This window comes from Algoriphagus boseongensis (assembly GCF_004362805.1).
GTDB classification, from domain to species: domain Bacteria; phylum Bacteroidota; class Bacteroidia; order Cytophagales; family Cyclobacteriaceae; genus Algoriphagus; species Algoriphagus boseongensis.
This window is the reverse complement of record NZ_SNYF01000005.1, coordinates 1,636,398-1,650,882: the sequence shown is the minus strand read 5'-3', so window position 1 is coordinate 1,650,882 and position 14,485 is coordinate 1,636,398. Positions and strand designations below refer to the sequence as shown.

Annotated in this window: 12 protein-coding genes; all 12 read left to right on the top strand. The window is 37.3% G+C overall.

Annotated features, from left to right (window positions below):
* Positions 1-11 precede the first annotated feature (11 nt).
* The 12 genes from DFQ04_RS07150 to DFQ04_RS07095 all read left to right on the top strand — a co-directional run bounded on the left by DFQ04_RS07150 (position 12) and on the right by DFQ04_RS07095 (position 14,468).
* Positions 12-1,805 carry an ABC transporter ATP-binding protein gene (locus DFQ04_RS07150; RefSeq protein ID WP_133554110.1) on the top strand — a complete coding sequence of 598 codons (1,794 nt, stop codon included), beginning with the start codon at positions 12-14 and terminating at the stop codon, positions 1,803-1,805.
* Between the two features lie 13 nt (positions 1,806-1,818).
* Entirely contained in the window at positions 1,819-2,910 is a 1,092-nt protein-coding gene (locus DFQ04_RS07145; protein WP_133554108.1) for a glycosyltransferase family 4 protein, read from the top strand.
* Positions 2,911-2,921: 11 nt separating this feature from the next.
* Positions 2,922-3,920: an N-acetylneuraminate synthase family protein gene (locus DFQ04_RS07140; protein WP_133554106.1), complete on the top strand. Its 999-nt coding sequence runs from the start codon at positions 2,922-2,924 to the stop codon at positions 3,918-3,920.
* A gap of 5 nt (positions 3,921-3,925) precedes the next feature.
* Positions 3,926-5,083: a UDP-N-acetylglucosamine 2-epimerase gene (gene neuC / locus DFQ04_RS07135; RefSeq protein WP_133554104.1), complete on the top strand. Its 1,158-nt coding sequence runs from the start codon at positions 3,926-3,928 to the stop codon at positions 5,081-5,083.
* 113 nt (positions 5,084-5,196) lie between these two features.
* The gene (locus DFQ04_RS07130) at positions 5,197-5,889 is read left to right on the top strand and encodes a class I SAM-dependent methyltransferase (protein ID WP_133554102.1); all 693 of its coding nucleotides are present in this window, start codon (positions 5,197-5,199) and stop codon (positions 5,887-5,889) included.
* On the top strand, positions 5,886-6,581 hold the full coding sequence (locus tag DFQ04_RS07125) for an acylneuraminate cytidylyltransferase family protein (protein ID WP_133554100.1): 696 nt from the start codon (positions 5,886-5,888) through the stop codon (positions 6,579-6,581). The genes DFQ04_RS07130 and DFQ04_RS07125 overlap by 4 nt, the downstream gene beginning before the upstream one ends.
* A 5-nt stretch (positions 6,582-6,586) precedes the next feature.
* Positions 6,587-8,284 carry an asparagine synthase (glutamine-hydrolyzing) gene (gene asnB / locus DFQ04_RS07120; RefSeq protein WP_133554098.1) on the top strand — a complete coding sequence of 566 codons (1,698 nt, stop codon included), beginning with the start codon at positions 6,587-6,589 and terminating at the stop codon, positions 8,282-8,284.
* Complete coding sequence (locus tag DFQ04_RS07115) at positions 8,281-9,684, top strand: glycosyltransferase family protein (RefSeq protein WP_133554096.1); 1,404 nt, start codon at positions 8,281-8,283, stop codon at positions 9,682-9,684. Before asnB ends, DFQ04_RS07115 begins: the two co-directional genes overlap by 4 nt.
* A 3-nt stretch (positions 9,685-9,687) precedes the next feature.
* Positions 9,688-10,830 (top strand): glycosyltransferase family 4 protein, encoded by a 1,143-nt coding sequence (locus DFQ04_RS07110; RefSeq protein ID WP_133554094.1) that lies wholly within the window; start codon positions 9,688-9,690, stop codon positions 10,828-10,830.
* A complete protein-coding gene (locus DFQ04_RS07105; protein WP_133554092.1) occupies positions 10,827-11,969 on the top strand; it encodes a glycosyltransferase family 4 protein in 1,143 nt (380 codons plus the stop codon). Before DFQ04_RS07110 ends, DFQ04_RS07105 begins: the two co-directional genes overlap by 4 nt.
* Entirely contained in the window at positions 11,962-13,035 is a 1,074-nt protein-coding gene (locus DFQ04_RS07100; protein WP_133554090.1) for a glycosyltransferase family 4 protein, read from the top strand. The genes DFQ04_RS07105 and DFQ04_RS07100 overlap by 8 nt, the downstream gene beginning before the upstream one ends.
* A 233-nt stretch (positions 13,036-13,268) precedes the next feature.
* Complete coding sequence (locus tag DFQ04_RS07095; RefSeq protein WP_133554088.1) at positions 13,269-14,468, top strand: O-antigen ligase family protein; 1,200 nt, start codon at positions 13,269-13,271, stop codon at positions 14,466-14,468.
* The last annotated feature ends 17 nt before the right edge of the window (positions 14,469-14,485 follow it).

The following is a 14,485-nucleotide window of genomic DNA, read 5'->3' as shown; positions in this document are numbered from 1 at the left end:
ACTAACATAGATTGAAAGGATTTATCCAAAAATATTTCAGGTACTTCTCGTTTTTTTATGAGTACCTGGGAATAAAGGTTATTTTTTTAGTAGGAGTAAGCTTTCTGGTAGGATTACTTGATGGGTTTGGATTGGCCCTTTTCATTCCGGTATTTCAATTGGCTGCAGATGGTATTACACCTGAAAATCGAGCGGCTTTAGGGAATTTGGATTTCCTTTTAGACTGGATAGAGATGTTGGGATTTGGCCTAAATCTCAATGTGATACTGGGAGTGATGGTAGTTTTATTCATTTTAAAGTCGGCGCTAAAGTTTTACGATGGGATGTTTAAGACTAGACTTCAGATGGAGTTTGTAAAAAAACTCCGATATGAAATGGTGGATGGGCTTGGTGGAATGACCTTTAAAAACTTTGTAAATCTTGATGCCGGGAAAATCCAAAATACGCTTTCAGGTGAAGTATTTAAGGTTACCTATTCTTTCTTAACCTATTTCAGTACTATTCAATATGTAGTTTTATTGCTTGTTTATGTGGTTTTGGCGATGATGTCAAATTTCCAATTTGCTCTTTTGGTTAGTGTTGGAGGATTTTTATCGAATTTCATTTTTAAGATAATTTTCAAATTCACCGAAAAAGCTTCCGTAGGCGTCACCGCTTACAATCATGAATTCCAATCTTATCTAATCCAAGCTGTCCATAATTTTAAATATCTAAAAGCAACGGATTATTTTTCCAGGTATAAAATGAAGCTTAAGGCAATCATTGATTCTATTGAGTTTCAGCAAAAGAAAATCGGGATTTATAATGCCTTTTTGGGGGCGATTCGAGAGCCAATTGTTTTAATAATTGTAGTCTTAGTGATCCTTGTCCAAGTAAATTACATGGGGGGGCAAATGGCTACTATTCTAGCCAGTTTGCTTTTCTTCTATAGGGCATTAAATTATCTGATAAGTCTCCAGACAAGTTGGCAAGGATTCGTTGCTCATTACGGAGGAATTGTAGCCGCAATGGAATTGATGGATGAGTTCCGCTCACTTGCAGAGCCTCAAGTTCATAAATCTTCAATTTCTCAAATAAGTCAAATAAGCCTTATAGAACTTAATTTTTCCTATAAACCAGGGATTCCCGTCCTGAAGGATATCAATTTGGAAATTGAAAATTTGAAAACTTTGGCTCTTGTAGGAGGCTCCGGAAGTGGAAAGACCACCATGGTAAATTTGGTAATAGGTCTTTTGGAGCCGAGCTCAGGTTTAGTTCAGATTAATGGTCAAGATCGAGTAGATTTTGACAAATCTTCAATAAGAAGAAGGTTTGGGTATATCACCCAGGAGCCTGTGATTTTTAATGATTCGATTTTTAATAATGTGACTTTTTGGGACAATCCAACTCCTGAAAATTTCAGAAGATTTGAGGAGGCCATCCGATTGGCCAATATTCTGAATTTTGTAAATGGATTGCCAGAAAAAGAAAACACTAAACTTGGGGATAATGGAATGCTGGTTAGTGGAGGCCAAAAGCAACGGATTTCAATTGCCCGAGAATTGTATAAAGAAGTCGATGTCTTAATTCTTGATGAAGCAACCTCTGCGCTAGACAGTGAAACAGAAAGATCTATTCAAGAAAATATTGAAAATCTTAAAGGGAAATACACGATTATCATAGTTGCACATCGATTAAGTACGGTAAAAAAGGCAGACAAAATTTTAGTGCTGGATTCAGGTAAAATTGTAAGTCAAGGGTCCTTTGAAGAATTGATCGAGGAAAGTAGGTTGTTTCAAAGGATGGTAGAATTGCAAGAATTTTAAATCATTTTCTTACTTGAATAAAAAAATAAACGTTCTAGTTTCCAATATAGGACTTCCTTCTAAAGGAATTGGAAGTTGGACTTATGAGATTGATTATTTTTTGAGATCTAATTCGGTAATTGATATTGTTCTTTCCCCATCTCAATCTCCATCTTCAAGATTTATTTTTTGCCAAAAAAGAGCTTGGACTAGATTAGCCTTGGTAAATAAAAACTACTTTTTAACCCACCAGGTAGCTAAAGATTATATAGCCAAGTTATTGGAGATTGGAAAAAAAGGTCTTCCATTAAATATTTTGGTAGTAGATGACCAGGTATTATTAGCCGCTATTTCGTCTGCAAAGCACCAATTACCAAAGGGCTCAAAGTTGATTTTTTATTACCACGGTCATTCTTTATCTCTTTCTTCCCAAACCCAAGAAAAAACAGATGAAATTCTATTTTTGACAAAATTGGGATATGAGGAGAGTATTCGAATAAATGAAAGATTTACTCCGGAGGTGAAAATTGTGGGAAATGGAATTGATTCCAAACTTTTTTATCCTTTATCCAAAGAAGAAAAACAATTTAAAAGAAAACAAAAGGGGTTAGGGAAACAAGATATCTTGGTTACTTGGATGGCTAATTCTAGAGTTGTTAAAGGTCTGCATCTCTTTCAAAAGATGATCCCCTCAATTTTAGAGCTTTCTCCAAATATTAAAATTTTGATTATTGGTAACAAACAGCCTATTCAAGAATCTGAAAGGATTGTTCAAACCGGCTCTTTGCCATTGGATCAAGTAGCGGAATATCTCCAATTAAGTGATTTTTATTTCTTTACCTCCCTTTGGAAAGAAGGTTTTGGGCTTTCATTAGGTGAAGCAATCAAATGTGGTAATTATGTTTTGGCTTCAAAAAATGGTGGAATTCCAGAAGTTCTAGGAAATTATCCCAAAGCAAGATTAATAGATCATCCTAATTTGATATCTGAGTGGATTGATACTTTTTCGGAAGTTTTAAGAGATTTTGAAAATAATTTGGAAACAAATTATGGAGATTTTGATTTTGAAAACTTTCATAGCTTAAAGGCTTGGGAATCACGCCTTATTCATGTTTTTGAATCTTAAATAATTTCAACTTGATAATTGCAGAACTTGCTCAAGCTCACGATGGAAGTCTCGGTACAGCTCATGCTTATATTGATGCATTAGCTGAGACTGGGGTTGATGCAGTGAAATTTCAGACCCATATCGCTCTGGCAGAAAGTTCAGTATATGAGCCCTTTAGGGTCAAATTTTCAAAGCAAGATGCCACCCGTTTTGATTATTGGAAAAGAATGGAATTTTCTCTTTATCAATGGAAGGAATTGAAGGCCCATTGTGATGAAAAAGGATTGGAATTTATTTCATCTCCCTTTAGCAATCTTGCTGTGGATTGGCTAGAGGAAATTGATGTAAAGCGGTATAAAATCGGGTCAGGTGAGGTTTCCAATTGGCTAATGTTGGAAAAAATTGCCAAAACTGGTAAGCCAATTATTTTGAGCTCAGGAATGAGTAGTTGGGAAGAAATTGACTCCACAGTCAATTTTATTAAAGGTTATGGAAATGAATTAAGTATTCTTCAATGTACTACAGCATATCCTACACGCCCAGAACAATGGGGACTCAACGTAATCGTAGAACTTAAAAATAGATACCAAATCCCAGTGGGATTTTCTGACCACAGTGGAGATATTTTCGCTTGTTTAGCTGCTGCTACTTTAGGTGCTGAGTTATTTGAATTCCATGTTGTATTTGATAAAAGGCAATTTGGACCAGATACGCCTGCAAGTATAACTATTGATCAAACTCGGGAGATGGTAAAGGGAATTCGGCAAATTCAAACCTCTCTTACCCATCCAATTTATAAGGATAGAATTGAGTCCTTTCAAGAACTCAAAAAGATATTCGAAAAGAGTCTCGCGATAAATAGACCGCTAAAAAAAGGAGAAATCCTAACTTCCGCTTGTTTAGAAGCTAAAAAACCAAAAGGGTATGGAATTCCTGCTAAGGACTTTGAATTGGTTTTAGGTAAAAAATTATCTAGAGATTTAAACCAGTGGGATTTCTTGAACTGGGACGACTTAGAACAAGGATAATTCTTATGACTAAAAGAAAAATAAGCGTCGTAATTACCGCAAGGCCTTCCTACTCAAGGATTAAGACTGCCTTAAAAGCAATTCAAAATCATCCAGATCTGGAGCTACAATTAGTAGTGGCAGCATCTGCACTTTTAGACAGGTACGGATCAGCCGTGAATTACATAAAAAAAGACGGGTTTGATATTGCGGCAAAGGTTTTCAATGTTCTTGAAGGAGAAAATTTAACTGCTGCTGCAAAAACTACCGGAATCGGCATTCTTGAGCTATCAACCGTATTTGATAACCTTGCCCCAGACATCGTAGTCACAGTTGCAGATAGATTTGAAACAATGGCTACTGCTATTTCAGCAAGTTATATGAATATACCCTTGGCCCATGTACAGGGAGGAGAGGTTACAGGGAATATTGATGAAAAAGTAAGACACTCAATTACCAAACTTTCTGATTATCACTTTGTGGCTTCAAAAAGTGCATATGACAGAGTTATTAAATTAGGAGAAAATCCGGAATTCGTTTTTAATACGGGATGTCCAAGTATTGATTTGGCGGCAGAGGTAAGCCAGTCTCCAGAATTTGATTTTGATGTTTACCAGAAATATGGGGGAGTAGGATCAGCTCCAGATTTAACCAATGGATATTGGGTAGTTATGCAGCATCCCGTTACTACGGAAATTAGTTCTTCCAGAAAAGATATAGAGGAGACTTTATTTGCGCTTAAAGAAGTCAATCAACCCGTACTTTGGTTTTGGCCAAATGTGGATGCGGGAGCAGATGGTACTAGTACGGGAATTAGAGCGTTTCGTGAAAAATTCAAACTTGAGAATTTTCATTTTTTCAAAAATATGGAGCCTAATGATTTTCTCAGATTATTAATCAACAGTAACGGATTGGTAGGAAATAGTAGTGTAGGAATTAGAGAATGCGCGTATTTAGGAGTTCCCGTTGTGAATATTGGAAGTAGGCAGAATTCAAGAGACAGAGGTAATAATGTCATTGATGTAGGGTATGACAGAAATCAAATCCTCTCAGCCATCATTACTCACCAAATGGAACCAAAACCTAATTCTTCTCACGTTTATGGAGGAGGAAATGCGGGTCAGCAAATAGCGGATTTACTAGCGTCCTTGCCTTTAAAGTTTCATAAGACTATAACCTATTGATAATAGCATAGTAAATCACGATTTTACTAAAGTTGAAACAATTAATCGAAAGGTAATTCGAGAAAATAAAAATTTAGATAGGTTAAAATAGATGTGTTTTTAAATAGAAATAGATGGATGAATTTAAAATAGCTTCGAAAGTTTATAAAGACTATTCGATTAAGGAAGGTAATCAGCATATTGCCTCTGAGTATAATCTGTTTCATATCCTTAAATATTGCAAGGATAGATCCCTTATTAATATTTTGGAGATTGGAACAGGGATCGGTACAATCCTAAGTTTATTTCAGGAAGCAAAAAGTTCAAATTTTCTAAATGTTGAGAAATATATTGGTACTGAAAAGAATCAATATTGCCTTGATCAGATAAAAAGAAATTGCATTGATAACGATCCATCTGAATTGAATTTCAAAATTGTAGGCGATGGAAGTGACATTCAGGATAATGGATATGATTTTGCAGTTGTCGATGGAAGTGCGGAATTCTTAGATCAAATCATTTCAAAAAGGCTAAAGAAAAATGCCTTAATTCTTGTGGAAGGTTACCGTGAAGATCAGGTAAATAAGATTAAGTCAATTCTAAAGGAACTTGGTTGGTCATATACCTATTTCTTAAGATTTTCAACCTGGAAAAATCCTTCTTATGGTCCTTTTCAGCAAAAATTTCAAGCAGGTCATACCATTTTCTTTTTGAATCCATCCCAAAATGACATTGATTTTTGCTCAAAAATGAAAACATGGTCAAGGTTTCGGTACCACTCAAGAAAGTTTTTTAATTACCGAAGTTTACACAGATTTTTAGATTGAGAATCCTTGGATTAATCCCGGCTCGGGGGGGATCGAAAGGGATTCCGGGCAAGAATATCAAGCATCTAGCTGGTAAGCCCCTTTTGGCTTATACTTATGAATCAGCTAAAGAATCGGATCTCCTAACTAAAACAATTCTAAGCTCGGATGATTTAGCGATTATCCAGGAAGCGAAGAGATTAGGAATGGAAGTTCCGTTTATTCGGCCTTCGGATTTAGCTGAAGATTCATCTCCCACTTTACCGGTTATTGTACATGCATTGAACTATTTTTCAGCAATTGGTGAATTTTTCGATGCAGTCTGTCTTCTTCAAGTTACTAATCCATTTAGAAGGAAAGGTTTCATTGACGAGGCAATCAAAAAATTTAAAGAAACAAATGCAGACGCTCTTGTTTCAGTTTTGCCTGTTCCGCATGAATTTAATCCACATTGGGTTTTTGAACCTAATGCCAACGGAATGCTTTCCATCGCTACTGGAGAGAAAAAAATAATATCAAGACGGCAGGATTTACCCCCATCTTATTTTCGGGATGGGGCAATTTATCTTACCAAAACCGAAGTAATTCTTAAGCAAAATTCTCTTTATGGAGCTAGTTTAGCTTACCTGATTGGAGATCAGGAACGGTATGTTAACCTGGATACCATGCAGGATTGGGTTAAGGCAGAACAATTGGTTAAGACTCTTTTTTAAAAGCGATGTGCGGTATTGCAGGTATTGTCGGTCCATTAGCTTCTGAGCGTAGACTTTCTGCTATGCTGAAAACCCAGGCCCACCGTGGACCCGATAATTTGGGGAAGTGGGTTATGGAAAACCAAGTAGCCTTTGGTCACAATAGGCTCTCGATTTTAGATCTCTCTGATGCAGCAAACCAACCGTTTCACTTATTTGACGGTAGATATCAGCTAATTTTCAATGGAGAAATTTATAACTACTTAGAAATTAGAAAAAGACTAGAGTCAAGCTTCAATTTTAAGACCAAATCAGATACTGAAGTCCTTCTATATTCTTTTATCCACTGGGGAGAAGGTTGTCTAAAAGAGCTCAATGGAATGTTTTCATTCGCTATTTGGGATAGCAGAGAGGCTAAACTATTCGCTGCTAGAGACAGATTTGGGGTAAAGCCTTTTCATTATTCGGTTCAGGATACTTCTCTTTGTTTTTCTTCAGAAATTCCACCTCTTTGGAAGGCAGGAGTCCCCAAAACCCCCAAAGACTCGGTTTGGTCTGGATTTTTTACAAAAGGAACCTATGGAAATCCATCAGAAACATTTTGGGAAGGGATTTATCAGCTTCCGGCTGGCCATTATTTGATCTACCAAAACTCAAAACTTGAACTTAGATCATGGTATGATTTTATTGGAAATCTCAACGAGCAACCTGAAATCCAGCCTCATGATCAAGAAGACTATATTCTACAACTTCTTCTTGATTCAGTAAAGCTGAGGTTTAGAGCAGATGTTCCAGTAGGATTCAATCTGAGTGGAGGCTTGGATTCGAGTACTTTATTGGCCTTAGTATCAGATCTTTTTCCTGAAAATGACAGCATAGAGGCTTTTACTTTTATTACAGGAGATGACAGATATGATGAGCTGTTTTGGGTAAAGGAAATGCTGAACGGCAGGCCTTACCCTTTGAATACCTGTTTACTTCAGGCCTCAGAAGTCCCAGATTTAACTTCAAAGATCAGTGAGCTGCAGGCTGAACCTTTTGGAGGAATTCCAACATTGGCTTACAGCAAGGTTTTTAAAACCGCCAGAGAAAAAGGAATTCTTGTTTTATTGGATGGACAAGGATCCGATGAAGCTTGGGCTGGTTATGATTATTATGTCAAAAATTCTGATTCCGTTGTTCAAGGAGTCAATAGTTCACCTGTGAGGCCAGAGGCCTTGGATCAAGAATTTGCTGGTAAAAGTCATCATTCAACTTATCCTGCGCCTTTCGGAGAAAGGCTGTTGAATCTTCAATATAGGGATCTGTTTTATACTAAAATCCCAAGAGCCTTGAGGTTTAATGACCGTGTAAGTATGGCTCATAGTACAGAATTAAGAGAGCCCTTTTTAGATTTTAGATTAGTTGAATATGTGTTCTCGAGGCCTACAGAGTTTAAAATAAAAAATGGAAGTCAAAAATGGCTTCTTAGACAAATTGCTAATAAGTATTTGGGTGATCAAATTGCCTTAGCTCCAAAAAGACCCTTACAAACTCCACAACGAGAATGGTTGGCGGAAGATTTGGGAGATTGGGTAGAGTCCCAATTAGAAATTTTGATTGCAAAGTGCAATTGGTTTGATTCTAAAGTTGTTTGGAGACTTTGGAATGAGTATAAGAAAGGTGATAAGGACAACAGCTTTTATCTGTGGCAATGGGTGAATGCTGCTGAATTATTGAAATGAAGAAGATTTGTTTTTTAATTCCAGACGGAGTAGGTATTAGAAATTACCTCTATTCTGGAGTTCTTAGTGAGCTCAGGGATCAAAATATTGAAGTCCATATTTGGCATTCCTTAGATGAGGAAGTTATTGCCCAGTCTGAAAGGATTACTGGATTTAGGCCTTACTCTCACCAGCTAAAAGTCTTCACCGAAGACGCAGTGACTCAAATTCTGAGAGAATCTGTTTCCTATGCCAGACTGAAATATAATATCCAGCTTACCGAGAATTCTACCTTAATGTTGAATTGGTCTTTTGGAAATCCATCTTTTCAAAAAAGGCTTTTGATAAAAATGTCTGAGTTTCTTGGGACTTCTATGAGGTCGTATGATTCCATTCTATCAGTTGAGGGAATCCTTTGGAAAAAACTGAGAGGCACTGCATCATACAAATACAGCTTACAAAAATTAAAGGAAATCGGACCTGATATTCTTTTTTGTACCCATCAAAGAATGCCAGGCGCTAGTGCTGCGATGCTAGCGGCGCAAGATTTGGGGATTCTTACTTCAACAGCCATTTTCTCATGGGATAATCTTCCCAAAGCAAGGTTAGCCATGAGAACTGATTATTATTTTGTTTGGTCAGATTATATGAAAGAAGAGTTGAGTTTCTATTATCCAGAAATTCCTAATGAAAGGATTTTGGTAACAGGAACTCCTCAATTTGATTTTTATTCTGACCCAAATCTGATTCAGTCCAGGGAAGAATTCGCGGCCCAATTTGGTTTAGATCCAAAGAAAAACTGGATATGTTTTTCAGGAGATGATGTTAAAACTTCTCCATTTGATCATGATTATCTCAGAAATGTGGCTGAGTCTCTTCAGAAATTAGAAAATGTCCAAATCATTTTCCGCCAAGTTCCTGTGGAGGGCACTTCAAGATATGATGAAATTTTAAAGACTTATCCTCAGATCATCCATATCAATCCTTTTTGGAAAAAGGGGCAATACTGGCAACAATTTTTTCCTTATCCCCAAGATTTGGGGCATCTTGTGAATTTGGCCTACCATTGTGACACCGTGATAAATCTAGGATCCACGATGGCCTTGGATTTTGCCTTTTTTGATAAACCTGCCCTTTATCTTAACTACGATCATTACCCTGATCAGGATTGGACGGTAAAAGATATCTATCGCTTCCAGCATTTCAAATCCATGGAAAATTTAGATCCGGTGGGTTGGATCAATTCTAAGGAGGAAATTAGAGAAAAAGTCGAAGCCGCAATCTCAACTCCATCCAAAATAGGAAAGGATAGAAAGTTGTGGCTGGAAAGAATAGTACAACCTGCCGAAGGTAATCCATCCTACAGAAGAATCTCGGATTTTTTTTCGCACGCTATTTCGAAGCAAAACGTAAAAGCCTAAGAAATGCATATTTGTTTTTTGTCGCAGGAGTTTCCTAGAAGAGGAGTTACCTATGGAGGAATAGGAACTTTTTTATTGACGTTCTCCACGAGTTTGATTCAAAAAGGTCATCAGGTTACAGTTGTTGGAATTTTAGGTGATGACTTTATAGATGAAGTGATTGATGGAGTTCGTATCGTGACTTTCCCAAGAAGCCAAGCAAAGCTGATCGGGTGGTGGAGAAATTTTAGCAGAATCTCCAAGTTTCTAAAAGAACTGCATTTGGTTCAACCCATCGATATCATTGAAGGATCAGAACTTACCTTTGCTTTTTTGGATAAGATACCTGGAATTCCATTTGTGATCCGGCTACATGGAGGGCATCATTTTTTTGCAGAGGGAGAAAAAAGGCCGATCAATAAATGGAAGGGGCTTCAAGAGAAAATTTCCTTCAAGAAAGCAGATGCATTTATCGCCGTTTCTGAATATGTCAAATCACATACGGGTAAGCTCCTATCTTTTGGTGAGAAACCTATTCGGGTTATTAATTATCCAGTCTCCCTTCAGAAATTTTACAAGTCAGACCCTAAAAATACCATTCCATTCCGTTTAGTATTTGCAGGTACAGTCTGCGAAAAAAAAGGGATACGTCAGCTTATTTTATCCTTAGGGAAAGTATCTAGTCATTTTCCAGAAATCCATTTGGAAGTATATGGGAGAGATTGGTTCTTTCAAGATGGTAAATCTTATGTCCAATTTCTAAAGGAGGAAATAGATCCGGAATTGTTGAAAAGGGTCAATTTTCATGGTCCAGTATCCCACGATGATCTTCCAAAATACTATGAACAGGCGGAACTTTGCATCTTCCCATCCCATATGGAAACTCAAGGTCTGGTGGCTCCGGAGGCAATGGCTATGGGTAAGCCTGTTATATTTTCAAAAACTGGCCCAGGTCCGGAAACTATTGACCACAGAGTGAATGGTTGGCTTTGTGATCCTCATTCTTCAGAAAATATTGCAGATACCATAATTGAAGCATTGAGTTCCAGGGAAAATCTTGAAAAGATTGGAGAAGAGGCAAGAAAAAAAGTTTTCGGGAAATTTGATCCTCAAAAGATCACCGAACTAAACCTTGACTATTATAAGACCTTAGCAAGCTCGATTTGAATTTGTTGGTAGTTGGCCATGTGGTCCATAAGAAAAAAGAAAACCGTTTTTTTGCCTATGGTCCATATGTGAGAGAAATGAATTTATGGGGCGAATATGTTGACCAAATCACCATCTTGGCCCCATTCAATCCTTTGGAGCACCCTGATCCAATTGATTTGCCTTTCTTTCATTCTCAAGTCTCTTTAGTACAAGTACCCCAGTTTAATCTTACATCTGGAGGAGAAATCATCAAGACTTTTTTCAAGCTTCCTTTCCTAGTGATTAAAATCTGGAAAGCAATGAGGAAAGCAGATCATATCCATTTAAGATGTCCAGGAAACATGGGATTAATAGGCTCCGTGGTTCAGATTGCTTTTCCAAGTAAGATGAAGTCAGCTAAATACGCCGGAAACTGGGATAGAAAGGAGTCAAAACCATTTTCCTATAGAATTCAACAAAAAATTCTCTCCAACTCCTTTCTAACCAAGAATATGCAAGTTTTGGTATATGGAGATTGGCCAAATGAATCAAAAAATATCAAGCCTTTTTTTACGGCTTCTTATTCTGAGACAGAAATTCAGCCATTTAAAGAGAGAGTTTTGGAAAACCAATCTCAATTGCGTTTGGTATTCGCAGGAGGATTGACTGTAGGGAAACAACCATTGATTTCGGCTAAAGTAGCTGAAAGTATGATTTTAAGAGGAATAGATGTGAGGTTGGATTTTTATGGAGAAGGAGAGGAACGTGGCAGACTAGAGTCCTTTATTGAAGAAGGTCAACTTCAAAATTCTATTTTTCTCCATGGAAATGTGAATGCGGAAACCCTTAAACAAGCTTTTCAGGAAACTCATTTTCTAATTTTTATTTCTCAAAGTGAGGGTTGGCCAAAAGTCGTTGCAGAAGCAATGTTTTGGGGATGTGTTCCAATAACCACAGAAGTTTCCTGCGTTCCTCAAATGCTAGGTTATGGAGAAAGGGGAGAATTGGTGAAGGGCCAAATTGAAGAGATCATCAATATTTTGGAATCCTATATCTTGAAACCAGAATTATTCAAGGAAAAGAGCCAAAAAGCTATGGAATGGTCTAGACAATTTACCTTGGAAAGGTTTAAAAAAGAGCTCCAGTCTATACTACAAGTCAAAATAAAAATTGACTAAACCAAAAATAGTTCAGCTGATTGATACCCTAGATCCGGGTGGGGCGGAGCGAATGGCTATCAATATGGCCAATGAGTTTACAAAAAGAGGATTTCATCATTCCTTGATTGTATCTAGACACTTTGGCTCTTTGAAGGATCAGATTTCTGATCTTTCTCTTTTAAAAATTCTTGGTAAAAAAAACACCTTTGACATTAAGGCATTTAGAGCGCTACTACGGGAATTGAATAGATTTGAGGCTGAAATTCTACATGCGCATGGCACTTCCATTTATTGGGGAGTCATGGCAAAATGGTTTCGGCCAAGCCTAAGATTGATTTGGCATGATCATCTTGGGATTTCAAAAGATGTAATAGAACACAACCCTAGAAATGAAATAAAATGGCTTTCCAGGTGGATTGATTTTGTGATTACTGCAAATGAGTCCACTAAAGAATATTGGCTTAGCAAAGGATACTGGAAAGAGGAAAGGGTAACGTATTTACAGAATTTTCCCAGTTTAAAATTAATGCCTAGGAAAAAGAATCCTGTATTTACTTTCGTCCATTTGGCAAATTTTAGAAGTGAAAAAGGACAGGCCGTATTGGTACAGGCCGTTAAGAAACTCAAATCAAAAGGTCTTGATTTTAAGGTCAGGATGGTTGGTAAAGAGGTAGATCCAGAATGGAAAAGAGGTATCAAGGATTCCATCAGAGAATTTGAATTGGAAAACCAAATAAGTTTAGAGGGAGAAATAAATGATGTTTCCAAACTTTTAAGTGAGGTGGATGCAGGATTGGTCGTATCAGAAAGGGAAGGACTTCCCGTTGCCTTGTTAGAGTATGGATTAGCAGGATTACCAGTTATTTCATCTCAAGTCGGCCAGTGTCCAGAGGTTTTGGAAAGAGGAAAATATGGATTTTTATTTCCTCCTGGAGATATTGATTCATTGGTGGATTTAATGGAAAAAATGATTTTAAATCCGCTGGTATTAGAAAATCTTAGCCAAAAATTCAGGATTCATGTTGAAGGGAATTATGGACCAACTCAATTTTTTGGAGGATATGAAAAGATCATCAATCTTTAGTTTCTTATTTCAATAGCGTGATAAAATCACTACTACTTAATAGATATCCTTTAGTTTGGATAATTTTTCATATCCTTTTGGGGTTATCGGCGACTTTTTCGCCATTCCCATTGATCATTTGGTTTTATCTGGTGATTTTGACTTCTGCGGTTTATTTAATCAGGAAGACTCCATCTCCTACCATACTTTTTGCTGTTTTGCTGTACTTGGTATCGTTTGAACTTTTGGCGAGAATGGCAAAAACCTCTCCTTATATCCCATATGAACTAGGTAAATATCTTTTTAGTGCTGGAATGATTTGGGGAATTTTGAGGTATCAAACAGGAGGTAAAGCGGGTTGGGTAATGTTGATGTGCCTCTTGCCTGCACTTTTTATTGATTTTTCAGGAAAAGTCACTCAAGCGGATTTGGTTTTTAATGTTCTTGGACCGCTAAATGTGGCCTTGGTAGTAGTTTTCTTTTATCATCAAAAAATCCATGTCAAGCATTTTGCATCTCTGATCCGACTCATGATTTATCCCATTCTTGGGGTGTTAAGTTATTCCATCATAAAATCTCCTGATTTTGATCAAGTAGAATTTGCTTTAGGAGCTAATGTGGATTGGTCTGGTGGGTTTGGATCTAACCAGGTATCCACACTTTTCGGGCTTGGAGCACTTTTGATGTTTATTTTAATGATTAATCGATGGGTGTTTTCAGGAATTTTTCTTTTAGATGCACTTATTCTTTTTGGATTGTCCTTCCAAGGATTATTGACATTTTCAAGAGGAGGTATGTTGGGAGCTGTTCTGGGGATATTTATTATTCTCCTTTATTTAAGAACTGCCAATCTAAAATCAAGGATTAAATACCAGCTTCCTAAAGTGGGCAAATATGTGATTCCTGCAATTCTTGTGGGGGTTATGGCTTACTTGGTAGTTGATGAATTGACTTCGGGAATGCTTAGTTTGAGGTACACTGGAGAGACTGCCGGCACTCTTCAGGGAACAAAGGTTAAGTCTTTAAATACTGTTACCACAGGTAGATTAGAAATCTTTTTGGGAGATGTGGACCTTTGGCTGGATCATTTTTTCATTGGAGTAGGTGCCGGCGCATCTGGATTTTTGAGAGAAACTATGCATGGAACAGTAGCCCATGTGGAGCTGAGTAGGCTATTGGCAGAGCATGGATTATTTGGGTTTATTTATTTTCTTATCCTCTGTTATTTAGGTTGGAAATTGGTTGCTGAACATCCCAATCCTATGATTAGAGGGATTTTGGTCGCATTTTTTGCTGTGGCCATTTATACCACCTTCCACGCAGCCATGCGAACGTTTGTGACTCCAGCTTTGGTCGGATTGAGCTTATTAGCAGTCCAAATTCCTAAGACCACACCTGCAAGGCTGCCAAGAAGAAATATAAAAAACACAAAGGTTCTGGTGCCGGTCAAATAGTAATTCGAAAAATCGAC

What these genes read in the sequence shown, in the direction of transcription:
- DFQ04_RS07115 (WP_133554096.1), top strand. Translation starts at nt 8,281, where the DNA reads ATGAAGAAGATTTGTTTTTTAATTCCAGACGGAGTAGGTATTAGAAAT.
- DFQ04_RS07130 (WP_133554102.1), top strand. Translation starts at nt 5,197, where the DNA reads ATGGATGAATTTAAAATAGCTTCGAAAGTTTATAAAGACTATTCGATT.
- DFQ04_RS07095 (WP_133554088.1), top strand. Translation starts at nt 13,269, where the DNA reads ATGGCAAAAACCTCTCCTTATATCCCATATGAACTAGGTAAATATCTT.
- asnB (WP_133554098.1), top strand. Translation starts at nt 6,587, where the DNA reads ATGTGCGGTATTGCAGGTATTGTCGGTCCATTAGCTTCTGAGCGTAGA.
- DFQ04_RS07110 (WP_133554094.1), top strand. Translation starts at nt 9,688, where the DNA reads ATGCATATTTGTTTTTTGTCGCAGGAGTTTCCTAGAAGAGGAGTTACC.
- neuC (WP_133554104.1), top strand. Translation starts at nt 3,926, where the DNA reads ATGACTAAAAGAAAAATAAGCGTCGTAATTACCGCAAGGCCTTCCTAC.